The 24,254-nt window shown below is 66.5% G+C and carries 25 protein-coding genes and 1 pseudogene; 18 read left to right on the forward strand and 8 right to left on the reverse strand.

Annotated elements, in window-relative coordinates; translation table 11 throughout:
* Nucleotides 1–2: 2 nt before the first annotated feature.
* The 5 genes from ABIR17_RS07835 to ABIR17_RS07855 form a co-directional block, all read right to left on the reverse strand.
* The gene (locus ABIR17_RS07835; protein WP_348003817.1) at nt 3–1,304 is read right to left on the reverse strand and encodes a PLP-dependent aminotransferase family protein; all 1,302 of its coding nucleotides are present in this window, start codon (nt 1,302–1,304) and stop codon (nt 3–5) included.
* Between the two features lie 87 nt (nt 1,305–1,391).
* On the reverse strand, nt 1,392–1,724 hold the full coding sequence (gene trxA / locus ABIR17_RS07840; protein ID WP_348003818.1) for a thioredoxin: 333 nt from the start codon (nt 1,722–1,724) through the stop codon (nt 1,392–1,394).
* A gap of 72 nt (nt 1,725–1,796) precedes the next feature.
* Complete coding sequence (gene trxB, locus ABIR17_RS07845) at nt 1,797–2,762, reverse strand: thioredoxin-disulfide reductase (RefSeq protein WP_348003902.1); 966 nt, start codon at nt 2,760–2,762, stop codon at nt 1,797–1,799.
* Between the two features lie 105 nt (nt 2,763–2,867).
* Nucleotides 2,868–4,526, reverse strand: a complete 1,659-nt coding sequence (locus ABIR17_RS07850; protein ID WP_348003819.1) for a lipid II flippase MurJ — start codon at nt 4,524–4,526, stop codon at nt 2,868–2,870.
* Complete coding sequence (locus ABIR17_RS07855; RefSeq protein WP_348003820.1) at nt 4,523–6,184, reverse strand: DUF6049 family protein; 1,662 nt, start codon at nt 6,182–6,184, stop codon at nt 4,523–4,525. The genes ABIR17_RS07850 and ABIR17_RS07855 overlap by 4 nt, the downstream gene beginning before the upstream one ends.
* Before the next feature lie 45 nt (nt 6,185–6,229).
* On the opposite strand from ABIR17_RS07855, the gene ABIR17_RS07860 reads away from it, so the two are divergent.
* From ABIR17_RS07860 to ABIR17_RS07895, 8 genes and pseudogenes are all read left to right on the forward strand, one after another.
* Nucleotides 6,230–7,663 carry a CCA tRNA nucleotidyltransferase gene (locus ABIR17_RS07860; RefSeq protein WP_348003821.1) on the forward strand — a complete coding sequence of 478 codons (1,434 nt, stop codon included), beginning with the start codon at nt 6,230–6,232 and terminating at the stop codon, nt 7,661–7,663.
* Nucleotides 7,664–7,769: 106 nt separating this feature from the next.
* Nucleotides 7,770–8,132 (forward strand): annotated as a pseudogene (gene rpsF, locus ABIR17_RS07865) (30S ribosomal protein S6); the annotation flags it as partial.
* A gap of 206 nt (nt 8,133–8,338) precedes the next feature.
* Nucleotides 8,339–8,845, forward strand: a complete 507-nt coding sequence (locus ABIR17_RS07870; protein WP_348003822.1) for a single-stranded DNA-binding protein — start codon at nt 8,339–8,341, stop codon at nt 8,843–8,845.
* A gap of 45 nt (nt 8,846–8,890) precedes the next feature.
* Nucleotides 8,891–9,160 carry a 30S ribosomal protein S18 gene (gene rpsR, locus ABIR17_RS07875; protein ID WP_348003823.1) on the forward strand — a complete coding sequence of 90 codons (270 nt, stop codon included), beginning with the start codon at nt 8,891–8,893 and terminating at the stop codon, nt 9,158–9,160.
* 5 nt (nt 9,161–9,165) lie between these two features.
* Nucleotides 9,166–9,618: a 50S ribosomal protein L9 gene (gene rplI / locus ABIR17_RS07880; protein ID WP_348003824.1), complete on the forward strand. Its 453-nt coding sequence runs from the start codon at nt 9,166–9,168 to the stop codon at nt 9,616–9,618.
* A gap of 438 nt (nt 9,619–10,056) precedes the next feature.
* Nucleotides 10,057–11,448: a replicative DNA helicase gene (dnaB, locus tag ABIR17_RS07885; protein WP_348003825.1), complete on the forward strand. Its 1,392-nt coding sequence runs from the start codon at nt 10,057–10,059 to the stop codon at nt 11,446–11,448.
* Between the two features lie 45 nt (nt 11,449–11,493).
* Nucleotides 11,494–12,087 (forward strand): DUF308 domain-containing protein, encoded by a 594-nt coding sequence (locus ABIR17_RS07890; protein WP_348003826.1) that lies wholly within the window; start codon nt 11,494–11,496, stop codon nt 12,085–12,087.
* Nucleotides 12,084–12,380: a hypothetical protein gene (locus ABIR17_RS07895; protein WP_348003827.1), complete on the forward strand. Its 297-nt coding sequence runs from the start codon at nt 12,084–12,086 to the stop codon at nt 12,378–12,380. The genes ABIR17_RS07890 and ABIR17_RS07895 overlap by 4 nt, the downstream gene beginning before the upstream one ends.
* On the opposite strand, the gene purB is transcribed toward ABIR17_RS07895, so the two are convergent.
* Both purB and ABIR17_RS07905 read right to left on the reverse strand, forming a co-directional pair.
* Entirely contained in the window at nt 12,377–13,768 is a 1,392-nt protein-coding gene (purB, locus tag ABIR17_RS07900) for an adenylosuccinate lyase (protein WP_348003828.1), read from the reverse strand. The genes ABIR17_RS07895 and purB overlap by 4 nt on opposite strands.
* The gene (locus ABIR17_RS07905) at nt 13,765–14,283 is read right to left on the reverse strand and encodes a low molecular weight protein-tyrosine-phosphatase (protein WP_348003829.1); all 519 of its coding nucleotides are present in this window, start codon (nt 14,281–14,283) and stop codon (nt 13,765–13,767) included. The genes purB and ABIR17_RS07905 overlap by 4 nt, the downstream gene beginning before the upstream one ends.
* Nucleotides 14,284–14,395: 112 nt before the next feature.
* Between ABIR17_RS07905 and ABIR17_RS07910 the strand changes: the two genes are divergently transcribed.
* On the forward strand, nt 14,396–14,674 hold the full coding sequence (locus tag ABIR17_RS07910) for a hypothetical protein (protein ID WP_348003830.1): 279 nt from the start codon (nt 14,396–14,398) through the stop codon (nt 14,672–14,674).
* Complete coding sequence (locus tag ABIR17_RS07915; protein WP_348003831.1) at nt 14,671–16,059, forward strand: hypothetical protein; 1,389 nt, start codon at nt 14,671–14,673, stop codon at nt 16,057–16,059. Before ABIR17_RS07910 ends, ABIR17_RS07915 begins: the two co-directional genes overlap by 4 nt.
* A gap of 23 nt (nt 16,060–16,082) precedes the next feature.
* Here the strand turns inward: ABIR17_RS07915 and ABIR17_RS07920 are convergent, their stop codons facing one another.
* A complete protein-coding gene (locus ABIR17_RS07920) occupies nt 16,083–16,490 on the reverse strand; it encodes a phage holin family protein (protein WP_348003832.1) in 408 nt (135 codons plus the stop codon).
* 95 nt (nt 16,491–16,585) lie between these two features.
* On the opposite strand from ABIR17_RS07920, the gene ABIR17_RS07925 reads away from it, so the two are divergent.
* The 8 genes from ABIR17_RS07925 (at nt 16,586) to ABIR17_RS07960 (ending at nt 24,229) form a co-directional block, all read left to right on the forward strand.
* On the forward strand, nt 16,586–17,671 hold the full coding sequence (locus tag ABIR17_RS07925; protein WP_348003833.1) for a histidinol-phosphate transaminase: 1,086 nt from the start codon (nt 16,586–16,588) through the stop codon (nt 17,669–17,671).
* Between the two features lie 5 nt (nt 17,672–17,676).
* The gene (locus tag ABIR17_RS07930; RefSeq protein WP_348003834.1) at nt 17,677–18,795 is read left to right on the forward strand and encodes a thiamine pyrophosphate-dependent dehydrogenase E1 component subunit alpha; all 1,119 of its coding nucleotides are present in this window, start codon (nt 17,677–17,679) and stop codon (nt 18,793–18,795) included.
* The gene (locus ABIR17_RS07935; RefSeq protein WP_348003835.1) at nt 18,792–19,772 is read left to right on the forward strand and encodes an alpha-ketoacid dehydrogenase subunit beta; all 981 of its coding nucleotides are present in this window, start codon (nt 18,792–18,794) and stop codon (nt 19,770–19,772) included. The genes ABIR17_RS07930 and ABIR17_RS07935 overlap by 4 nt, the downstream gene beginning before the upstream one ends.
* Before the next feature lie 8 nt (nt 19,773–19,780).
* Nucleotides 19,781–21,160, forward strand: coding sequence for a dihydrolipoamide acetyltransferase family protein (locus tag ABIR17_RS07940; protein ID WP_348003836.1), 1,380 nt, complete (start codon nt 19,781–19,783; stop codon nt 21,158–21,160).
* An 87-nt stretch (nt 21,161–21,247) separates the two neighbouring features.
* On the forward strand, nt 21,248–22,132 hold the full coding sequence (locus tag ABIR17_RS07945) for a zinc ABC transporter substrate-binding protein (protein ID WP_348003837.1): 885 nt from the start codon (nt 21,248–21,250) through the stop codon (nt 22,130–22,132).
* The gene (locus ABIR17_RS07950; RefSeq protein ID WP_348003838.1) at nt 22,129–22,959 is read left to right on the forward strand and encodes an ATP-binding cassette domain-containing protein; all 831 of its coding nucleotides are present in this window, start codon (nt 22,129–22,131) and stop codon (nt 22,957–22,959) included. The genes ABIR17_RS07945 and ABIR17_RS07950 overlap by 4 nt, the downstream gene beginning before the upstream one ends.
* Nucleotides 22,956–23,828, forward strand: coding sequence for a metal ABC transporter permease (locus ABIR17_RS07955; protein WP_348003839.1), 873 nt, complete (start codon nt 22,956–22,958; stop codon nt 23,826–23,828). The genes ABIR17_RS07950 and ABIR17_RS07955 overlap by 4 nt, the downstream gene beginning before the upstream one ends.
* On the forward strand, nt 23,825–24,229 hold the full coding sequence (locus ABIR17_RS07960; protein ID WP_348003840.1) for a transcriptional repressor: 405 nt from the start codon (nt 23,825–23,827) through the stop codon (nt 24,227–24,229). The genes ABIR17_RS07955 and ABIR17_RS07960 overlap by 4 nt, the downstream gene beginning before the upstream one ends.
* Nucleotides 24,230–24,254: the final 25 nt, after the last annotated feature.

Here is a 24,254-nt window from a genome sequence, read left to right on the forward strand (position 1 = left end):
GCTCACCCGGCGTACGGGGGCAGGACGCCCTCGGGTTCAGAGGGCAGGGTCGACACCGGTCCGGTCTGCGCGAACTCGGTGAGCAGCGCCAACTCGCCGTTGATGACAGTGGCGAGGCGGCGAACCCCTTCGCGGATGAAGTCGGGCGTCGGGTAGCAGAACGACAGGCGCATCGCGTTGCGACCGGTTCCGTCGGCAAAGAAGGCCGTGCCGGGGGTGTACGCCACGAGCTCCTTGACCGCGCGCGGCAGCATCGCCTTCGAGTCGAGATGTGCGGGCAACGTCAGCCAGACGTAGAAGCCGCCGTTCGGCACCGTCCAGGAAAGGGTCGGGAGCTGCTCAGCGAGGGCGCCCAGGAGGGCGTCCCGGCGCTCGCGGTACACACCGCGGAACGTGTCAATTTGCCCGCGCCAGTCGGCGGTCGAGAGGTACTCCGAGACCACGGTCTGGGCGAAGGTTCCCGGTGAGAGCACGGCGGCCTCGTTCGCCAAGATGAGTTTCTCTCGAATCGCGTGCGGAGCAACAGCCCACCCGACCCGGAATCCCGGAGCGAGGGTCTTCGAGAAGGTGCCGAGGTAGATGACCCCGTCCTCTTCGACCGATCGCATCGCGTGCGGCGGTGCCTGGTCGAAGTAGAGCAGGCCGTAGGGGTTGTCCTCGAGCACCAGAATCTCGTTCTGCCGGGCGATCTCGAGGATCTCCATCCGGCGCTCCCACGGCATCGTCACGCCCATCGGGTTCTGGAACGACGGAATCGTGTAGAGGAACTTCATCCGACGCCCTTCGGCGCGCAGTCGAGCGATCGTGTCGCGCAGGCCCTGCGGGATGAGCCCCTGGTCATCCATCGGGCTGTGCACGACCTCGGCCTGGAACGACTTGAACACGGTGATCGCGGTCACGTACGACGGGCCCTCGGCGAGCACGACATCCCCGGGGTCAAGAAAAAGCTTCGCTACCAGCTCGAGCGCGTGCTGCGACCCGGTCGTGACGACCAGATCATCGACGCCCGCATGGATGCCTTCGAGCGCCATCACCTCGAGGATCTGCTCGCGCAACTTCGGCATCCCCTGGCCCGAGCCGTACTGCAGGGCGACGGCAGCTCGGTCGTGGATGGTGCGCTCGACGGCTGCGGTCAGCAGTTCCTTCGGCAGAGCCGACACGAACGGCATCCCCCCGGCTAGCGAAACCACCTCAGGGCGGCTGGCGACGGCGAACAGGGCACGCACCTCAGAAGCGGCGAGCCCGGCCGTGCGAGCGGCGTAGAGCCCCCGCCACGGGTCCATGTTGTTGCCCTGCGTCTGCATGGACGACAACGTTACCCGGCGAAAGGAAGTGGCCCCCTCCCCAGGACGGGGAAGGGGCCACCAAAATCCGAGTGGATCAGCTGCGTCTTAGCGCAGGAATTCGGCCAGGTCGGCCTCGAGGGCCGGCTTCGGCTTGGCTCCGATGACGCGCTTGGCGACCTCGCCGTCCTTGAAGACGTACATCGCGGGGATCGAGGTGATGCCGTATTTGGCGGCCGTCTCCGGGTTGTCGTCGACGTTGAGCTTCACGATCGAGAGCTTGTCGGAGTTCTCTTCGGCGATCTTGTCGAGGATCGGTCCGACAGCGCGACACGGGCCGCACCATTCGGCCCAGAAGTCGACCATGATCGGCTTCGTCGACGAGAACTCGATGACGTCGGTCGCGAACGAGGCGTCGGTCACATCCTTGGCGCTAGACATTTCTTTCCTTCTTCCTGGAGGCAGGTCTTGAGTGTGTAACCGCAAGCCGCGGTGATCTGTTCCCGAGCGGGACTAGGCGGTGACCGCTGAGCCGGTCGCGCGAGCCAGCAGCGCGGGGTCGAGGTCGGCGAGGTAGTGCTCGGCATCGAGTGCGGCGACAGTGCCCGAACCCGCAGCGGTGACAGCCTGCTTGTAGGTCGGGTCGACGACATCTCCGGCCGCGAAGACGCCCGCGATGTTGGTACGCGACGATCGGCCCTCGACGGCCACGGTTCCGGCCTCGGTGAGGTCCAATTGACCGTGGATGAGGTGGGTGCGCGGGTCAGATCCGATCGCGACGAACACTCCGGTGACATCCAGTGTGGTCTCGGAGCCGTCGACGGTGTCGACCAGGCCGATTCCGGTGACCTTGTCATCGCCGTAAATGTGCGCGACTTCCTTGTTCCAGAGGAACTCGATCTTGGCGTCGGCACGGGCGCGGTCTTGCATCGCCGCTGAGGCGCGCATTTCGTCGCGACGGTGCACCAGGTAGACGACGTCGGCGAATCGGGTGAGGAAGGTCGCCTCCTCCAGCGCGGAGTCGCCCCCGCCGATCACGGCGACCTTCTTCTGCTTGAAGAACGCGCCATCGCAGGTCGCGCACCACGAGACGCCGTACCCCGACAGGCGGGTTTCGTCGTCAAGGCCGAGCTTGCGGTACTCGGAGCCGGTCGCGTAAATGACCGTCAGCGCTTCGTGCACGGTGCCGTCGCCCATCGTGATGCGTTTGACATCACCGTCGAGTTCAACCTTCGTCACGTCGTCGTAGACGATTTCGGCGCCGAACCTTTCGGCCTGCGCCTGCATCTTCATCATCAACTCGGGACCCATGATTCCGTCCGGGAATCCGGGAAAGTTCTCGACCTCGGTCGTCTTCATCAGTTCGCCGCCGAACGCGACAGACGACGCGATGACGAGCGGCTCGAGGTTGGCGCGCGCCGCGTAGATCGCCGCGGTATATCCCGCGGGACCCGATCCGATGATCACGACTTGACGCATGATGCTTCCTGCCTTCACGTTTGTCTCGAGAACACCGTTGAACGTGTTCCACAGCAGTGCAACACATTCTAGGTAGTCGGTATTTCCCATTCGGAGCGCTCAGTCTCAGCGACGGGGGGTGAACCGCTTCAGGATGCCGGCCAGCCCGGCGAGTTCGGGCGCCCGGCTCAGCGCGAGCAGCCCCAGGTGCACGATCAGCACTGTCGACCCGACGATCGCCGTCGACACCAAACCTTCGACCTTGCCGGCGGTTGCGAAGCCGTCGGGGGCGAATCCGCCCAACAGCGCGAGCACGCCGATGCCGGCCGCCGCCGCGGGAAGGGCGGCGAGTGCGTAGATGCCGAAGCGTTTCACGAGTCCTCGGCCGCCCCCCCCGAGCCGCCGCCGCAGCAGGAGGGCCGCAAGGATCGCCTGGACGATCACCGAAAGTGAGGTGGCCAGAGCGATCCCAGCCGCGACGTACGGCGAGACCGCGGCATCCAATTTCAGGGCGAACAGGATGCCCAGGGTGGCGGCGATGAAAAGAACCGCTTGCACGACCTGCAGCACGAACGGAGTGCGGGTGTCGCCGAGGGCGTAGAACGCACGCTGCACGACAAACAGCGAACTGAAGGGCACCAGCCCGACGAGGAACGCGAGCAGTACCGCGGCGATCGCCTCGGTCAGGCTCCGTGAGGTCGAGAAGAACGCGGCGAACGGCAGAGCGGCAGCCGCGATCGCGGTGCCGCATCCCGTCACCAACATCGCAATTCCGCGTAGCGATGCCGACAGATCGCGGCGCAGGGCTCCGATGTCGCCGTCGCGCGCGTGGGCGCTCATGCGGGTGAAGTAGGGAGTCGCGATCGAGATGGCGACGATCGAATGCGACAACATGAAGATCAGCCAGGTGGTGCGCAGCACGGCAGCCGAGACATCGCTCTCGTTCGCCTGGAGGGCGACATTGAACTGCACGATGTTGGTGGCTTGCACGACGAGCACGAGTCCGAAGATCCAGCCCGACGCACGCGCGGGGGCTCCGAGCCCGGCACCACGCCACCGGAAGTCCGGGCGGAAGCGCAGACCGGTGCGGGGCCAGAACAGGATCAGCAGAATGGCCTGCAACACGACGCCCAGCGTCGCGCCGCCGGAGAGCAGGGCGATCTGCGGCAGATCCCACGAGTTCGCGGAAAAGTGGTCAGGAGCGACGCCGTAGATCATCGCGAAGGCGATGAGCGTCGCGATCATCACGACGTTGTTGAGCACCGAAGCCCAGGCGAAGGGCCCAAAGATGCCACGGGCGTTGAGCACTTCGCCGACGAGGCTGTACACGGCGTAGAAGAAGATCTGTGGGAGGCACCAGTACGCCATCGTGACCGCGAGTTGGAACCCGCCGTCCGGCAGGGCGCCACTCGAACTGCCGATTGAATACAGCCCAACGACCCACGGTGCGCCGAGGGTGGCGGCAACCGTCACGCCGAGAAACGCCACGATTCCGAGAGTGACGAGTCGATTGACGAACCCCTGGCCGCCGTCGGCATCCTTCGCCGCCCGCACGATGTGCGGAACCAGCACCGCCGAGAGCAGTCCGCCAGCCACGATCGCGTAGATGTAGGACGGCAACTGGTTGGCCAACGCAAAAGCGTTCGGGCCGGCGCCCTTTTGACCGACGACACTCGCCAGCAGAGCGGCGCTGGCGAAGCCCAACACGCGAGAAATGATCGTGCCCGAGGCGAGCCATACGCTCGCCCGTCCGACCGTGGGACCCGTGTCGCTCGGTGCTGTCATTCCGCGGGCCGACCGGAAGTGCGGGCGGCGGCAGCTCGTCGGCGACGCAACAGCACGTTGCGCACGATCCCGACCGCGAAGACGAGTGCCGCGACGCCCCCGACGATCAAGCCGACGGTCTCCCACTGCGCCTGCAGGTCAACCGGCAGCAACCGGGACACGCCGATCTGCGCCCCGGTGGTCGGGCTGGTCAGCGTGACCCGCACCTGCACCGCGCCGTTCGTGATTGCCTGGGCGTTGAGTTTGACGACCTTCGACGAACCTGGCTCAACCGTGACATCCTGCGGGCTTTCGATCTGGATGCGGGGCTGCAGGGGACGTGCGGTGACGCGCACGGTGACCGCGAAATCCAGACCGTTCGAGATGCGGATCGGCAGGATCGTATTGCTGCTCGTGACGAGCAAGGGTGTGCCCTCGACGATCGAGACGGAGTCGAGAATCGCGGCCGACCGCGTCACGAAGCCATCCGCGTCTTTGCTAAAGGCCGCGTCCCCGTCTCGCACCGAGAAGAGGGTGAGCAGATCGAGCCGGCGCGGCGCGGTCAGTTGGAGCGGATCGGCGAGGATGTTTGCGAACGCTTCTTCAGCCCGATCCGCGGCGAGCAGGGCCGGAGCACGTTGCTCGCGGATGCCGGCTGCCGTCTCGACGACAGTTGCCGGCTCGGCGGCTCCCGCAAGCACCCGCGAGAGGCCGACGATCCGGGTCGAGGCCCGACTCTCGACACTCGACAGGGCCGACGCCAGGCCGAAGGGGGTCGAGGTCGCGTCGCGGTCGAGGGCGAGGATGACGCTGCGACCCGGATGCGCGGCGTCAAGTCCGTCGAGCGCGGCACCGAGGCGCGCGGATGCGTCCAGTCGCGCGGCGTCGTCACCCGGCGCGGTGGCCTGGCGTAGCAGCTCGGAGACGGCCGAATCGGAGACCAACCCGGCGACTCCGCCCAGGTCGACCCGGGCGCTCGAAGTCTCGGACGCATTCGCCGAGCTGAGCAGCACGGCGTCGTAGCCGGCATCTCGATACGCGGGCAGATCGTCGCTGGTCACGGATCCGGCGGCAGGCCAGGCGATGCGACCCACGACGCCGGGCAATGCCAACAGCTCGTCGGTCGTCGGGTACGGGTGCGGTCCTGCGGGGCCAGCCGATGTCGGGCTCGGCGTCGGAGTGGGCGATGCCGTCGGCGTCGTGGTCTGTTCCGGGCTGAACTGTGTCGCGTCAATCGCAAATCTGAACCCGAGCGGTTGGGCAAGGTCAAGGGATCCGGCGCGGGCGAAGGGCGACAGGTCGGCGTCGGCGTACGCCAACAGGAAGACATCGTTCGGCGCGGTCTCAAGTCGGTCGAGCCACTCGAGCGCCGACGATGGCGCGGCCGCACCCAGCACCCGGATCGACGCCAAGATCATCGGGTCGACGGCGATCGTCGCCGAAGTCGGCAGTACCGCGTTGAGTTTGCGGGTGAGCGCGCCCGTTGGTGCCGTCGCGAGCGCGAGCTCGTCAGCATCCAGGAGGCTGCCGTCATGCTCCGGTGCCGTGATCGGAACGACGATTGCGACGGTCATCGGGATGGGCTCGTCGCCCTGAGCGGCGCTTGCCTGAGCCGCGGTGGCGGCCGCAAACGCCACGATGAGGAGGGCGGAAGCCGCGACGTGTGCGGCCCGTCTCATCACGGGTTGAGCTTACGGGCTGCCATCGCGGGCCAGAATGGGCGCATGGAGAGCGTCGCGGCGGCGATGGACCGCTTGCGCGACCTCGCGAGCCGGCCCGCAGTGGCTGAGTTGGCAGCGCTCTACCAACGCGCCGGACACGAACTCGCCCTGGTTGGCGGGACGGTACGGGATGCCTTCCTCGACCGAGGGCTCAGCGGCGACGACATCGACCTCGATTTCACGACCGACGCCACGCCCGAGCAGACCGAGGCGATTCTCGCGCCGCTGGGCAAGAACCTCTGGGACACCGGTCGTCGGTTCGGCACGATCGGCCTGCGCCTGGGCGGTTACATCTGCGAGATCACCACCTACCGCAGCGACTCCTACGACGGCAGCACGCGCAAGCCGGAAGTGCAGTTCGGCACGAGCCTTGAGGCCGATCTCACCCGTCGAGACTTCACCGTGAACGCGATGGCGCTTCGGGTGCCAGACCTGGTTCTGGTCGACCCGACGGGCGGGTTCGACGACCTCGTAGCTGGCCGCCTGCGCACCCCGGGGGCTCCCGAGATCTCGTTCGGCGACGACCCGCTCCGGATGCTGCGCGGCGCCCGCTTCCGCGCTCAACTCGGTTTCGAGCTCGATGCCGATGCTGCTGCGGCCGCCGCGCGGATGGCGGATTCGCTAGAAATCGTCGCGCCCGAGCGGGTTCAACAGGAGTTGTCGAAACTGCTGTTGGCGGAGCATCCGTCCGACGGTATCCGGGTGCTGGTCGACACCGGGTTGGCCGACCGCATCCTGCCCGAGGTTCCCGCGCTGCGCCTCGAAATCGACGAGCACGCGCGGCACAAGGATGTCTACGAGCACAGTCTCACCGCGCTTGATCGTGCGATCGCGCTCGAGGGCGAGCGCGGCCACGCCCCCGACCTGGTGCTTCGGCTCGCCGTACTGCTGCACGACATCGGCAAGCCGGCGACTCGGGTGATCGAGCCCGGCGGCGGGGTGACTTTTCATCACCATGACGTTCTCGGGGCGCGTCTGGCCGCCAAGCGATTGAAGGCGCTGCGCTTCGACAAGGTGACGACCGAGGCGGTAGCCGACCTCATCCGACTGCACCTGCGGTTCTTCGGGTACGCCGAGGGAGTGTGGACCGACTCCGCGGTGCGCCGCTACGTGCGCGATGCCGGCGAGCATCTCGAGCGGCTGCACATCCTGTCTCGGGCCGATGTGACGACCCGCAACCACCGCAAAGCTGAGCGGCTCGCGCACGCCTACGACGACCTTGAGGCGCGGATCGCGGTGCTCGCCGAGGAAGAGGAGCTCGCGGCCCTGCGTCCCGATCTCGACGGCGAGGCGATCATGAGCATTCTTGGCTTACGTCCTGGGCGGGAGGTGGGCGAGGCCTACCGGTTCCTGATGGAGATTCGGCTCGACGAGGGCCCGCTGGGCGCTGCCGAGGCCGAACAGCGACTGCGGAGCTGGTGGTCGGCACGAGGCTGACCTATGATCGACAGGTTGCCCATCGGGAGTGAATTCCTGGGGCGGCACGTCACTACCCTCCTGCTGCAGAACTTCTGCAGCCGCTGAGACCAGAGGAGGTGGGTTTATGACGCACCAGTATGAGCTGATGGTGATCCTCGATCCCGAGATCGATGAGCGCACCGTTGCACCCAGCCTGGACAAGTTCCTCAACGTGATCCGCAACGATGGCGGCACGATCGAGAACGTCGACATCTGGGGCAAGCGCCGGATGGCGTACGAGATCCAGAAGAAGGCCGAGGGCATCTACGCCGTCGTCACCTTCACCGCGAACTCTGCTGCCACCGTCGAACTCGACCGGCAGTTGAAGCTGTCTGAGGCTGTTCTTCGCACCAAGGTGCTGCGCGCCGAGGAGGCCGTCGCCCGCGTGGCGGCGCACGTCGTCGAGGAAGAGAAGAAGGCCGTTCGCAAGGCTGCCGCTGCCGCGAAGAAGCCGGCCGCTGCTGAGAAGCCTGCCGCCGAAAAGGCGGTCGCTGCTGAGAAGCCCGCTGCCGCCGAGAAGCCGGTTGCTGAGAAGCCCGTCGCTGAGAAAGCTGCCAAGGCCGAGAAGCCCGAAGCCGAGGCACCCGTTGTTGAGGCTCCCGCGGCTGAGGCGGCTGTTGCCGAAGCTCCCGCCGACGAGGTCACGGAGTAACCATGGCCGGCGAGACGATCATCACCGTGGTGGGCAACCTCACCGCCGATCCCGAACTGCGTTACACGCAGGGCGGCCTGGCCGTCGCCAACTTCACCATTGCGTCGACCCCGCGCACCTTCGACCGTCAGGCCAACGACTGGAAGGACGGCGATGCGCTGTTCCTTCGGGCGTCGTGCTGGCGCGAGTTTGCCGAGCATGTCGCGGGATCGCTGACCAAGGGAAGCCGAGTCGTTGCGACCGGCCGCCTGAAGCAGCGCAACTACGACGACCGCGACGGTAACAAGCGCACCGCGATCGAGTTGGAGGTCGACGAGATCGGCCCCAGCCTGAGGTACGCGACCGCTCAGGTCACGCGCGCGGCGGGCGGCACCGGAGCATCCGGTGGCGCAGGTCGCGGTCAGGTGGCAGGTGGCGCCGAGGAGCCGTGGGCCGCAAGCGCCCCGACCGGTGGAGCAGACGACGTCTGGAACACCCCCGGCAACTACAGCGACGAGACCCCGTTCTAAAGCCTCAGGCTGCGGAACGCACACACGTAGAAGGAAGAACCAAGCATGGCTGGCAAGAGCAGTAGCAGCAGCAGCGGCGATCGCCGCAAGCGGGTACCTAAGGGCGGCAAGACCGTCGCCCCCGCGAAGAGCATCCGGGTCGGCATCATCGACTACAAGGACGTTGCAACACTTCGCAAGTTCATCTCCGAGCGCGGAAAGATCCGTGCCCGGCGCATCACCGGCGTCTCGGTGCAGGAGCAGCGGCTCATCGCCCGTGCGGTTAAAAACGCGCGCGAGATGGCTCTTCTCCCCTACGCGGGCTCGGGACGGTAGAGATCATGTCGAAACTCATTCTCACCTCCGAGGTTTCTGGCCTCGGCTCTGCCGGTGACGTTGTTGACGTCAAGAACGGCTACGCCCGCAACTACCTCGTTCCGCAGGGTTTCGCGGTCGCCTGGACCAAGGGCGGCGAGAAGCAGATCGAGTCGATCAAGTCCGCGCGCGCCGCTCGCGAGCTCGCAACTCTTGAAGAGGCTCAGGCCATCAAGGCGAAACTCGAAGGCGCAACCGTCAAGGTCGCCGTGAAGGCGGGCCGCGAGGGTCGTCTCTTCGGGTCGGTTAAGCCGTCCGACATCGCTGACGCGGTGGCTGCGGCCGGGCTCGGCACGCTCGACAAGCACACGATCGAGATCTCGACCGCGGTGAAGTCGATCGGTCGGTACGACGCGACGGTTCGCCTCCGCAGCGATGTCATCGCGGCGCTCTCGTTTGACGTGGTAGCCGCCAAGTAGCACCTCCGTACGAACGGCGCACCTCGAAAATGAGGTGCGCCGTTCGTCGTGTCCGGCGACACATCGGCCCCGCGGAGGGCCGGGCGTCCGATGTTTCGTCCACAGGAGACGTGTCAACCCCTCAACCCTCAAGCACCGCTCCAACCCAGTTTGAACACGCCGCATGTGGAAACATAAAGCCCTGATCAAGTGGATGTTTGCCCCCAAAGTCCGGAAATTATCCACAACTCTCTCCACAACTTCTTCACACGGCACACGGCGTTTCTCGTGATTTCCACACAGCGTCATCCACAGGGCAGGTTGTTCCGTCACGGGCGTCCTCTTTAGCCTGAGCGAGCGCTCCCCGGCGATTCGGGGCAACACTGTCGCCGGCCGGTTCGGGGTGTCGGATGGCGATGTCGGCGTGCGCGCCTAATCTGACCCGCAGGAGGTCCCTTCATGTCGATCGCCCATCTGGGACTCGCCGCAGACCGCGGTTCGGGCGATCAGCGCGCCCCGGGCGAGGGCTGGCAGGGTGAGCGCACTCCGCCCCACGATCTGCTCGCCGAACAGAGCACGCTCGGCGGAATGATGTTGAGCAAAGACGCCGTTGCCGACGTCATTGAAGTCGTGCGCGGGCTCGACTTTTACATGCCGAAGCACGAGGTCGTCTACGAGGCGATCCTCACCCTTTATTCCCACGGTGAACCGACCGACGTGATCGCTGTCACCGATGAACTGACCAAGACCGGGCTGCTCGGTCGCGCCGGCGGTGCCGAGTATCTCCACACGCTCACCGGTCTGGTACCTACCGCTGCTAACGCTGGCTACTACGCCTCGATCGTCGCCGAGAAGGCCGTGCTTCGGCGTTTGGTCGAGGCCGGCACCCGCATCGTGCAGATGGGCTATGCAAGCGAGGGCGAAGTCACCGACCTCGTCAACAACGCTCAGGCCGAGATTTACGGCGTCACGGGCGGCACCGAAGCCGAAGACTACGTTCCCCTCGTTCAGGCGATCGACACCGCCGTCGAAGAGATCGAGTTGGCGCGCGGCCGCGACGGTGAACTCGCGGGCGTTCCGACAGGCTTTAGCGAGCTGGATGAACTCACCAATGGGCTGCACGGCGGCCAACTGATCATCGTCGGAGCTCGACCTGGCGTCGGCAAGTCGACGCTCGCACTCGACTTTGCACGAACCGCCGCGGTGAAGCACCAGATGCCGGTGCTGTTCTTCTCGCTCGAAATGGGCCGAAGTGAGATCGCGACGCGTCTGCTCTCGGCGGAATCCAGCATCCCGATGCATGTTCTGCGCAAGGGCAACATGGACGAGCGCGACTGGACTCGGCTGGCGAGCGTGCGCGGAGACATCGGCGACGCCCCGCTGTACATCGACGACAGTCCGAACATGACGCTCGTCGAGATCCGCGCCAAATGCCGGCGGCTCAGCCAGCGCGTTGGGCTCAAGATGGTCGTCGTCGACTACCTGCAGTTGATGACCTCGGGCAAGAAGGTCGAGTCGCGTCAGCAGGAGGTCAGCGAATTCTCGCGAGCATTCAAGCTGCTCGCCAAAGAACTGCAGGTGCCGATCATCGCGCTCGCTCAGCTCAACCGTGGCCCCGAACAGCGCGCCGACAAGAAGCCCGCCCTTTCTGACCTCCGCGAGTCGGGGTCGCTCGAGCAGGACGCCGACATTGTGATCTTGCTGCACAGAGAAGACGCCTACGAGCGGGATCACCCGCGCGCAGGCGAGGCCGACCTGATCGTGGCGAAGCACCGAAACGGACGCACCGACACCATCGAGGTCGCGTTCCAGGGGATGTACTCGCGCTTTGCCGAGATGCCGCGCACGTAATTTTCCCGGCGAGAGTCGCAGCTCCTCCCACGTAGAGTGGTCGGCGTGGTAGCAGCCTGGATCCCCCAGCTTTCGCGCGGAATCCTGGCGCTCGCCCTCGGGCTTGTCATCACCTTGACGCTTGAGCACTCTCCGGCTTTCGGGCTCCTCACCTTCGGGGTCTTCGCCGCGCTGACCGGCGCCGTTCTGGTGGTCGGAACGCTGCGGGGTGCCTACGCCGGGCGGATGAGCGCAGCCTTCGTGGCGCAGGGGGCGATCAGCGTGGTTGCGGGCGTCGTGTCGCTCGGTCTCGCGCCGACGGGGACGACGGTCACGTTTGCGGTTCTGGTCGGCGTCTGGGCTGTCGTGGCCGGGATGCTCGAAACGGTCAGCGGCATCTTCTCTCGCGGGCGGCTATTGATCGCTCGGGACTGGATCATCGCCGGAGTGTTGACGGCGGTTCTCGGCGCCGTCGCCCTGCTCGTACCGCCCGACTTCGTTCAACCCTTCTCGGGGCAAAAGGGTGTTTCGGGAACTCTCACGGCATCCGTGATTTTGATTGGCATCGTGGGCGCCTGGGCGATTCTCGTCGGCGTGCTCCAGACGATCTCTGCCGTGACCCTGCGTACGGCGCGTGTTTCCAGAACGGCGACTTCATGACCCAACCGCGCAAGCCCGACCCGAGCAAGCCCGACCCGCACAATCCCGCCCCGCACAATCCCGCCCCGTCGCGGCGGGATCGCACGCGACCAGCCGAGATTCTCGGGCTGGCCGCGGTGTTTGCGCTCTTCGTCGGCGCGGGCGTGATGTTCTCGAGTCGGGAGTTCGTGCTCGCGCTCGAGTTCACGGGCGCAACCTTCGTGGTGTCGATCGTCGTGCTGGCGACACTGCTGCTGGCGATCTCGAAACCCGAACCGCCCGAAGGCGACGAATCGGATCGCTCGGGCCACTAGCGCCCCGGCGCTATCCCGTCGACCATCTCGTCGGCGAGCCCCGTGTAGGTTGCGGGCGTCAGGGCGAGCAAGCGGGCCTTGGCCTCGGCGCCGATATCGAGCGCGCCCACGAACTCCCGCAGATCGTCGCCCGTGATCCGCTTGCCGCGGGTGAGCTCTTTCAGAACTGCATATGGGTCGGCGATCGAGCTGCGCCCGGCGGTGACCTCGGCCCGAATGACGGTCTGGACTGCCTCCGACAGAACTTCCCAGTTCGCCTCGAGGTCGGCGGCGAGGGCGGTGTGAGCGACCGATACCTCGGTTAGGCCACGAGCGATGTTGTCGAGCGCGAGCAGGGAGTGACCGAGGGCGACCCCCACGTTGCGCTGGGTTGTGGAATCGGTGAGGTCGCGCTGGAGTCGGCTGGTGACGAGAGTCGCGGCGAGCGAGTCGAGCAGGGCCCCAGCGAGTTCGAGGTTCGCCTCGGCGTTCTCGAACCGGATCGGGTTCACCTTGTGCGGCATGGTCGACGATCCGGTGGCGCCGGCCTGAAGAATCTGCGTCAGGTATCCGATCGAAATGTAGGTCCAGACGTCGGTGCAGAGATTGTGCAGGATGCGACCGGCGTGAGCGATCGCCGTGTACAACTCGGCCTGCCAGTCATGCGATTCGATCTGGGTCGTGAGCGGGTTCCAGCCGAGTCCGAGTCCGGTGACGAACTCCCGGGAGAGGGCGGGCCAGTCTGCGTCGGGGTCGGCGACGACATGGGCCGAGAACGTGCCGGTTGCGCCGCTGAACTTGCCGAGGTACTCGACGGCCTCGATGCGGGTGATCACGCGTTCGAGGCGGGAGACGAAGACCGCCATCTCCTTTCCGAAGGTGGTCGGCGTCGCGGGCTGGCCATGAGTGCGCGCCAGCATCGGGGTTGCGCGCTCGGCGACAGCGAGTTCGCGCAACGCGGCAACGACATCCAGCAGCCGCGGTAGCCAGACGCCGGTCACGGCCGCGCGGATGGTGAGCGCGTAGGAGAGGTTGTTGACGTCTTCGCTCGTGCAAGCGAAATGCGTGAGCTCGGCGATCGCGTTCAGGCCCATGTCGGTGAGCTTGCGGCGCACCAGATACTCAACCGCCTTGACGTCGTGGCGGGTGGTTGCTTCAAGAGTGGCGAGTTCGGCGATCTCGTCAGCGCCGAACTCGGCGGCAAACAGGCGCAGCTCGCGTTGCTGCTCCTCGTCGAGGGGGACCGAGCCAAACATGCCGCGGTCGGTGAGAAACAGCAGCCACTCGACCTCGACGCGTACTCGCGCCCGGTTGAGCCCAGCCTCGGAGAGGTGCTCGCTCAGTTCTGCGACGACGGTGCGGTAGCGACCGTCGAGCGGACTCAGCGGTTGGGGGGGCAGCGGGCTCATGAGACTCCCTGTCTGAGGACGGGTTCGAGCTGGCGGAACAGGGCCACGCTCGCTCGTTCGATTGTGGCCAAGACCGTGTCGAAGAGGGCGGCATCCGAATAGTACGGGTCGGGAACGTCGGCGGCCGGACCCGACTCGTCGAACGAGAGCAACAGCTGCACCTTTGCGGCAGCGGCTTCGTCGGGTGCCCACTCCCGCAAGGTGCGCTCTTGACCGTGATCGAACACGACGACCAAGTCGAGGTCGGGAAACCAGGCGGGATCGAACTGGCGCGCACGGTGGGCGGTCGCGTCGTAGCCGCGGGTGGCGAGGGCGGCGACAGTACGGGCGTCGGCGTGTTCGCCGACATGCCAGTCGCCGGTCGCTGCCGATCCCACTTCGAGACGGGATTCGTAGCCGCCGGTCGCGATCAGCCGCCGGAACACCGCCTCGGCCATCGGCGACCGGCAGATATTGCCGGTGCATACGAAGCAGATGCGGAAGACCGGTCCCGGATTCGCGGGGCCACGTGCCATGGGTCCATCATCGCAGCGGCACGAGTCCTCCACAGCCCCCTAAATCGTGGGGAGACGCGCGGAGTGCGGGGGAGCCTGGTCGCTCCGGGGCAGCGATCGTGAGGATGTCGTCATGCCCGCAACCCTCCTCACCGGCGTTACTTCCCTCGCCGACACGCCGTCGCTTAGAGCCACCCTTGAACAGCAGTTCGCGTTGCTCAAACCGGTGCTCGATCACCTTCGGCATGCGGCGCTTGAGCCCAGCCCGATGCTGTCTGAAGACTGGCGGGGGCCAGCCGCCGAATCCGCCGCGATCTTTACCCGAGAACTTCAGACCAAGATCGGCGCGGCCGAGAGTGTGATCGATGACACGCTGCGCAGCCTGAGCGCGCAGATTGCGTACCTGCTGTGACCGCGCTCGATGACGACCCGGGTGGTCCGCTGCTCGTGACGCCGGCCGGCACGACCGTCGTCTGGACTGACGCAATTCTTGCCTCCGCCGATCGACTCGGGGCGTTGCAGGTCGCCCTTCACCTCGACCTGAGGCGGGTGAACGCGGCCGACCATCTCGGCGGAGTATCGATGCACAGCGTCATCCCGCCTCTTGAACAGGCTCGCGCGCTGTGTGCTGACGCGGCCGACAAGATGCGACTCGTTGCCGAGCAGTACAGCTCCGCCGAACAGCTCAATGAAGACCTTCAGCGCCAACTCGCGGCGATGATGGCGACGGCTCTCGGCGAGGTCCTGCCCTTGTTTGCCGCCTTGGTGATTCTCAATCCCCTTCCCCTAGGCGTTCTGGCGGTGGGTGGCTGGCTGGCGTTGCCCGACGATGGCGAGGGTCGGCTCGCGACCCTGCGCGACTGGATGCTCGCGCATCCCCAGTTGGTGACCAGCCCAGAATTCGTCAGATTCGTCAGCCTGCTGGCAACGAGCATCGACGACGGCGCACGCGGAGCCACCGGGGTTCCGTTCTGGTTGTCGCCGCTCTTTTCCAGCGACGACAACGGGGTGGCGTCCGGGGCGCTCACCGTCGCGACCCTCGGCGGAGTGTTCGGAATGTTCCACGAGTCGGACGTCGTCGTCGAGCGCGTCCGCCTTGAGACTCCCGCCAGCGCGCCGACGGGTGCGCGAGATCTTCTCGACCGGGTCCCCGAGGTGAATCAAGTGCGGATCGAGACCTACGAGGCTCCCGGAATGCCGACCCGGTATGCGGTCTACATCGGGCCGACCGAGACCTTCTCGCCGTTTGCAACGACCGAACCGTGGGACATGACGAGCAACGTGTATGGCGTGGCCGGCCTCTCGCCGGGATCCCTGCGCGCGGTCGAAGATGCGATGGTGGATGCCGGCATCCGATCGGGCGACGAGGTGCAGGTCGTGGGCTTCTCGCAGGGCGGTCTAATCGCGACCATGGTCGCCGCGTCGCCCGACTGGAACGTGGTCGGGGCGGCGACCTATGGCGCCCCGGCGGGCAATATTTCCCTTCCCGACGGCGTCGCCGGAATCGCGGTGCGCAACACCGACGACTTCATCCCGGCGCTCGCCGGTCCGCAACTCGACCATCACCTCGTGCAGATCGAGCGCGAAGCGTTCGCCGGCGACACCGCGCCCCCGACCGGGATCGCGGCCCCGGCGCACCAGAGGTTCTCGTACGAAGCGACCGCCGACGCCATCGACGAGGCGCAGTCGCAGGCGATCCGGTCGCAGCTCTCCGAATTAGAGCGCTTCGGCGACGGGTACGTCGAAAACGGCGGATCGATCACGGTGTCGACCTATCACGCCGTTCGGGTGAACTAGCCGTTCGGGTGAACGACCGGCGGTCAGCGCCTCTTCTTCGTGCCCGTGAAGGGACGAAGCAGGATGCCGATCAGCCAACTGATCACGGCGACTACTACCGCTCCGAGAACACCCCACCAGAAGCCGTCGACGGTCAGACCGAACCCGAGCACACCGCTGATCCAGGCGACGAGCAAGAAGAGCAGCCCGTTCACCACGAGGGAGATCAGGCCGAGGGTCAGTACGTAGAGCGGGAAGGCGACGACGCGGATGATGCCGCCGATAATGCCGTTCACGAGGCCGAAGATGAGCGCCGTGATCAGCAGAGTGATGACGAACTCGACCGTGGTTCCGGGAGCGAACGCGGCGATTGCCACATGCGGCGCAAGCACGAGAGTCGTCAGCCAGAGGGCGAGCGAGTTGATCAGCAGACGGAGGATTAGTCGACCCATGTCTTCATCTTCTCGTATCCAGCCGCTCGTGACCAGGAGGCCACACCCACCGGGGCCGCACCGACGGCACCCTGAGCGACCCTAGGCTTGGCGGCATGGTTGTGACGCTCCGCCCGGAGATTGCCGCCCTGCCGCCGTATCGTCAGGGCCGCATGGCGTCTGATGATGCTTTCAAGCTCTCCAGCAACGAAAACCCGAACCCGACCCATCCTGCGATCCTGGCGGCGATTGCCGAGTCGAACCTCAATCGCTACCCCGACGGGGCGGCCACCGCGCTCCGCGCCCGACTTGCCGAGCGTGCCGGGGTCAGTATTGATGAGGTCCACGTCGGAGCCGGGTCGGCATCCATCCTGTACCAGCTCGTTCAGGCCGCTGCCGGTGCGGGCGACGAGGTCGTGTATCCCTGGCGGTCATTCGAGGCCTACCCGGGCATCGTCACCGTGAGCGGGGCGACGAGCGTGCGGGTTCCGAACCTTGCGGGCGGCCTGCACGACCTTGACGGGATGGCGGCCGCGATCACCGACCGCACCCGGGTCGTCATCGTCTGCTCACCTAACAACCCGACGAGCACGCTCGTCACCGCGGCGCAGTTCAGCGCGTTCATGGCGAAGGTTCCGCAGACGGTGCTGGTCATCCTCGACGAGGCGTACTTCGAGTTCGTCACCGACCCGCATGCGGTCAACGGTTTGCGCGAGCTCGAGAACCACCCCAACCTCGTCGTGTTGCGCACCTTTTCGAAGGCGTTCGGCCTCGCCGGCCTTCGGGTCGGCTGGGCGGTCGGTGCGTCCTACATTCTGGATGCCGCGCGAAGCGCCGCCATCCCGCTGGCGGTGACCGAACCCGCGCAGCTCGCCGCACTCGCCGCGCTCGAGGTCGAGGCGGACCTGCTCGCCGGCGTCGACGACCTGATTGCCCGTCGCGGCCGGGTCGTGGCGGGACTCGCGGAGGCGGGCTGGAGCATCCCCGATCCGCACGGCAACTTCGTCTGGTTTGCGACCGGGGATGAGTCGACGGCGGTCGCCGCGATGTTCGAAGACGACGGAATCGTCGGTCGCGTCTTCGCTGACGACGGCATCCGAGTGTCGATCGGCGAGGAGGGCTCTGTCGAGAGACTCCTGAGTTCTGCCGCCCGGGTTGTGGGAACCCTCCCCCGGGCCGTCGAAAATGCCCGGTTAGGGTAGGCACCATGTCCTATACCGAGGCGACCCTCCAGTTGCTCTCGCCGGAGGGCTCCCTCGTCGAGAACGACGCGACGGCGCCGTACCTGCCGCGGGTCGCGGCGATCTCCGACGCACAGTTGCGTGACTTCCACCGGCAGATGGTCGTCATCCGTCGGTTCGACATCGAGGCGGGCAACCTTCAACGCCAAGGGCAGCTCGCGCTCTGGATCCCGAGCGTCGGCCAAGAGGCCGCCCAGGTCGGCTCGGGATACGCCGCGCGCCCGCAGGATCACATCTTTCCGGCCTACCGCGAACACGTGGTCGGCCGAATTCGGGGCCTCGACCCGATGCGCATCATCGAACTGCTGCGCGGCCTGAGCCACGGCGGCTGGGATCCGGCGAAGACCGGCAACTTTCACCTCTACACGTTGGTGATCGGCTCGCAGTCGCTGCACGCCACCGGCATGGCGATGGGCATGACCCTCGACGGCTCGACCGCGACCGGGCATCCCGAAACGGATGCCGCCGTGCTGGCCTACTTCGGCGACGGCGCGTCGAGCCAGGGCGACGTCAGCGAGGCGATGGTCTTCTCTGCCTCGTTCCAGGCGCCGATCGTCTTCTTCCTGCAGAACAACCACTGGGCGATTTCGGTTCCGGTGCAGCGACAGTCGCGCACGCCTCTCTATTTGCGCGGCACCGGGTTCGGCATCCCGTCGGTTCAAATCGACGGCAACGACGTGCTCGCCAGCTACCTGGTGACCGCCGAGAACCTCGAGGCCGCGCGGGCGGGCCAGGGGCCGCGGTTCATCGAGGCGCTGACCTATCGAATGGGCGCTCACACCTCGAGCGACGACCCGACGAAGTACCGCGATTCTGAAGAGATGACGTTCTGGGCGCAGCGTGACCCGATCGCACGGTTCGAGACCTTCCTGCGGGCGAAGGGCGAGGGGGATGCCTTCTTCGCCGAAGTCGCCTCCGAAGCCGAGGACCTCGCGGCCGACGTGCGAGCCCGCACGCAGAGCCTCGGGAGCCCGCCGGCCGACAAGATTTTCTCCCACGTGTACTCCGACCCGCATCCCCTCATGGAGGAGCAACGGGCCTGGATGGCTGCCTACGAGGCATCCCTCGAGGAGGCTCGCGAATGAGCGCCGAAACTCTGACGATGGCGAAGGCGATTAACGAGGGACTGCGCGCCGCCCTCGCGAATGACGCCAAGGTCCTGCTGATGGGCGAAGACATCGCCACCCTCGGCGGAGTGTTCCGTGTCACCGAGGGACTCAAGGCCGAGTTCGGCGAGACCCGGGTGATCGACACCCCGCTTGCGGAGTCGGCGATCGTCGGCACCGCGATTGGACTCGCGATGCGCGGGTTCCGCCCGGTGTGTGAAATCCAGTTCGACGGATTCATCTACCCCGGCTTCGACCAGATCACCTCGCAGCTCGCGAAACTCACCGGTCGACACGAGGGCAACCAGTCCTTCCCTGTGGTGATCCGCGTGCCATATGGCGGGCATATCGGCGCGGTCGAGCACCACCAGGAGAGCCCCGAGGCGTACTTCGCGCACACCGCGGGCCTTCGACTGGTGAGCCCCGCGACTCCCGAAGACGGCTACTGGATGATCCAGCAGGCAATCGCTTCCAACGACCCGGTGATGTTCTTCGAGCCGAAGAGTCGCTACTGGCAGCGTGGCGAGGTCGACCGCTCCGGCGAGCCGAGCGCGTTGCACGCGAGCCGGGTCGTGCGCACCGGCACCGAGGTCACGCTCGTCGGACACGGCGCGATGGTCGCCACTCTGCTGCAGGCGGCCGAGATCGCCGCCGAGGAAGGCACGAGCATCGAGGTCATCGACCTGCGCTCGCTCTCGCCGATCGATTACGACCCGATTCTGACGTCGGTGCAGAAGACCGGCCGGCTTGTCGTCGCTCAGGAGGCACCGGGTTCGGCAAGCGTCGGCTCTGAGGTCGCGGCAACGATCGCCGAGCGCGCCTTCTACTCGCTGCAAGCCCCGGTGCTGCGCGTGAGCGGCTACGACACCCCGTTCCCTCCGGCCAAACTCGAGGCCGTCTACCTTCCGGATGCCGACCGCATCCTCGAGGCCGTCGACCGGTCCCTCGCCTACTAGGAGCTGACATGGCGCAATCCGAGTTTCCGCTTCCAGATGTCGGGGAGGGCCTGACCGAGGCCGAGATCGTCTCGTGGAAGGTCAAACCCGGCGACACCGTCACGGTTAACCAGGTGCTGGTCGAGATTGAGACGGCGAAGTCTCTGGTCGAACTGCCCTCTCCGTTCGCGGGCATCGTGACGGCGATCCTCGCCGAAGAGGGCGCGACTGTCGAAGTCGGCACCCCGATCATCCGAGTGGATTCCGCGGGCGGCTCGATCGAGCTGCAGGCGCCGCGCGGTACCGAGTCGCTGGGGGGCGAAATCGCTGACCCGGTGGCCTCCGCGAAGGCCGAAGAGGCGGAAGCTGCCGAGAAGCCGGGTGCGGTTCTGGTCGGCTACGGCTCAAAGGGCGGGCGTGCGACGACGCGCCGACGTCGGCCGGGTGCCGTCGTGCTGGCCGAAGGCGCCCCGACCATCGAAGGCGCGACCGCGGAGGGCGCGAAGGCATCCGCCCGCCGTCCGGCATCGATCCCGGCCGCATCCGCCGCCCCGGTGATCGCGAAGCCGCCGATCCGCAAGCTGGCCAAAGATCTCGGGGTGGAGATCGCGACCGTCGAAGGAACAGGCCTCGCCGGCGAGATTCTGCGGGAGGACGTCATCCGGATCGCGCAGCAGGCAAGCGTGTTCCGCAACCTCGAAACGCCGGCCTGGAGTGAGGAACGCGAAGAGCGCATCCCGGTCAAGGGCGTGCGCAAGGCGATCGCGACGGCGATGGTGTCGAGCGCCTTCACCGCCCCGCACGTCAGCGTCTTCACCGACGTCAACGCGACCCGCACGATGGAGTTCGTGCGCCGGCTCAAAGACTCGACCGATTTCGCCGGGGTGCGCGTCAGCCCGCTGCTCGTGATGGCCAAGGCGGTCATCTGGGCCGTGCGGCGTAACCCCACCGTCAACTCGAGCTGGACCGACAAAGAGATCATCGTGCACCACTACGTCAACCTGGGGATCGCTGCGGCGACTCCGCGCGGACTCATCGTGCCGAACATCAAGGACGCGCAAGATCTCAGCCTGCTCGACCTCGCGCGGGCGCTCGAGCAGCTCACCCTCACGGCCCGCGACGGCAAGACCACTCCGGCCGACATGTCGAAGGGCACAGTGACGATCACCAACCTCGGCTCGTACGGGATGGACACCGGCACGCCGATCCTCAATCCCGGCGAAGTCGGCATTGTGGCGCTGGGCGCGATCAAGCAAAAGCCGTGGGTGGTCGATGGTGAAGTGCGACCGGCGTGGGTCACCACGGTGTCGGCAGCATTCGACCACCGGGTCGTCGATGGGGACGTCGCGAGCCGCTTCACGGCGGATCTTGCGGCGGTCCTCGAGGAGCCCGCTCTACTGCTCGACTGAGTTGCCGACGCGCTGAGTTGCCGACGCGCTGACTTGCCGACGTGTTGAGTTTGACAATCGTTCTCAACAAAGGGTAGCGTCCGCAGAGTGATCCGTCGTCTTGCCGTGCTTCCCGTCGCCGCCTTACTCGCGGCGGGACTCACCGCCTGTTCCGCACCGACCGATCCCGCGCACGATGGCGTCGTGAAAGTCGTCGCCTCGACGAACGTGTATGCCTCGATCGCACAGGCACTCGCCGGCAGCGGTGCCGACGTCACCGCGATCATCGACGACCCGACCGCCGACCCGCACAGCTTTGAGGCGAATCCGCGAGTGCAACTCGAACTCGCCCAAGCCGACCTGGTGATCGCCAACGGCGGCGGCTACGACGACTTCGTCGACACGATGTACGCGGCGTCGGGCAACTCCTCGGCGGTCGTGTTGCACGCGGTCGACTTTGGATTGGCCGACCCGACTGCCGCCGGGTTCAACGAACACGTCTGGTACGACTACCCGACGATGTCGCGTCTCGCGGCGACGATCGCGTCCGACCTCGATGCGATCGACCCCGACCCCGCTCGGGCCGGGTTGCTGGCCGACTTCCAGACCTCGCTCACCGCTCTCGAAGACCGCGTCTCGGCGATCGCCCGCGACCACTCCGGCGAGGGAGTCGTCATCACCGAGCCGGTGCCGCTCTACCTGCTCACGGGCGCCGGCCTGATGAATCTCACCCCGCCGCAATTCAGCGCCGCGATCGAAGACGATTCCGACGTGCCGCCGACGCTTCTGCAGGAAGTGCTCACCGTCATCCCGAACGCGTCGGTCGTCGTCGTGAACGGGCAGACCTCCGGGCCGCAGACCGACGCCATCCTCGCCGCCGCAGCCACCGATGGCGTGCCGTCGTTCGCCGTGACCGAGACGATCCCCGCCGGCCTCGACTACCTCACCTGGCAGTCTGGTGTTCTTGACCAACTCGAGGGAGCCCTTGGATGAGCGCGCAGCATCCCGACGGTGCCGTGCTCAGCATTCACGACGCCGAGTTGCGCCTCGGCACCCGCACGCTCTGGTCGGGGCTCGATCTCGATGTCGCACCGGGGCAGTTCGTCGCCGTACTGGGGGCGAACGGGTCGGGTAAGACCAGCCTGTTGCGCGCGATCCTCGGCCAGCACGAACTGAGCGCGGGTGACATCCGGGTGCTGGGCGAACGGGCTCACCGAGGGAACCGTCGCATCGGGTACATTCCCCAGCAGCGCCTCGCCGATGAGGGCACCGCACTTCGGGGTCGCGATCTGGTGCGCCTCGGTATCGACGGCCACCGCTTCGGAGTCGGCCTCCCGTCCCGTTCCCGTCGAGCCCAGGTGGATGCCGCGCTCGAGGATGTCGGAGCGACGCACTTCGCGAACGTCCCGGTCGCGCGGCTGTCGGGTGGGGAACAGCAGCGACTTCGCGTCGGGCAGGCTCTCGCCGGGCAACCTGCGCTGCTGCTGTGCGACGAACCTCTGCTCTCGCTCGACCTGAAGCAGCAGCGCACGGTGAGCGACCTGATCGACGACAACCGGAAGCAGCGCGGCTTCGGCGTTCTGTTCGTGACCCATGACGTGAACCCGATCCTGGGTGCGGTCGACCGGGTGCTCTACCTCGCGGGCGGCAGGTTCAGCATCGGCACGCCCGACGAAGTGCTGCGCAGCGACGTGCTCAGCGACCTCTACGGATCGCCGGTGGATGTCATCCGCTCGGGTGATCGCGTGGTGATCGTCGGTGCTCCCGACCAGTCGCATGCGCACGAGCATGAGCATGACCACGCGGGAGATTTGCCATGACGGGCGACTGGTGGTCGGCGCTGTTCAACTTCTCGGACTACGGAGAATTGATCTGGTTGCTGCACAATTCGATCCTGGCTGGACTCGTGCTCGGAATCGTCGGCGGGCTGATCGGTGTCTTCGTGATGTCGCGCGACCTCGCGTTCGCCGTGCACGGGGTGAGCGAACTGTCGTTTGCCGGCGCGGCGGCGGGTCTACTCACGGGTGTCGGCGTGGTCACCGGGTCGATTGCCGGATCACTCGTCGCGGCGGTGCTGATCGGCCTTCTCGGTGCGCGGGCACGCGACCGCAACTCGATCACCGCGGTGCTGATGCCTGCGGGGCTGGGGCTTGGCATCCTGTTCCTCGCGTTGTATCCGGGCCGCGCATCGAGCAAGTTCGGGCTGCTGACCGGCCAGATCGTCGCGGTCGATGATCCGCGGCTCGGGGTCCTGGCCATCGTCGGTGCCGTCGTCGTGCTCGGCTTGCTCGTGTTGTGGCGGCCGCTCACCTTCGCGAGCGTGGATGCGGAGGTCGCCGCGGCGCGCGGCATCCCGACCCGGGTGCTGTCGATCGCGTTCATGGTGCTGCTCGGACTCTCGGTCGCGATCGGTGTTCAGGTCGTCGGCGCGCTGCTCGTGCTGTCGGTGCTCGTGACGCCGGCCGCCGCAGCTCTGCGGGTGTCGTCGTCGCCGGTGGTTGTCACCGCATTGAGCGTGACGTTCGCGACAGTTTCGCTCGTGGGCGGCATCCTGTTGGCGCTGGGATCAAGCGTGCCGATTAGCCCGTACGTGACGACGATCTCGTTTCTGATCTACGTGGTGTGCAGACTGGTAGGGCGAGCCCGCTTGAGAGGAAAACACAGTGGCGGAAGGACGGTACTGGCATGAAGCGCAACACTTGGCAGCGCGACGCCGTGCGCGACGCGCTCGGTGACGCCGACGGGTTCGTCAGCGCGCAGTCGTTGCACGCCGCCCTTCGCGACTCCGGGTCGGGGGTCGGTCTCGCGACCGTCTATCGAGCGCTCGCCGACCTCGCGGTCGAGGGCGACGCCGACTCACTGCAGCAAGACGGCGAGAGCCTCTACCGCGCCTGCACTCCCGGCACGCACCACCACCACCTGATCTGCCGCAACTGCGGCACCACGGTCGAGATCGCGGCGGATGAGGTCGAAACCTGGGCGCATGCGGTCGCCGCCCAGCACGGATTCACCCAGCCGCAACACATCGTGGATGTCTTCGGCCTCTGCCCGGACTGCACGCGCATTGCGACGGCGGGCACAACGACCTAGTATCAAGAGGTGTCTCGGAAACGGG

This window comes from Pseudolysinimonas sp. (assembly GCF_039912695.1).
Classification (GTDB): Bacteria; Actinomycetota; Actinomycetes; order Actinomycetales; family Microbacteriaceae; genus Pseudolysinimonas_A.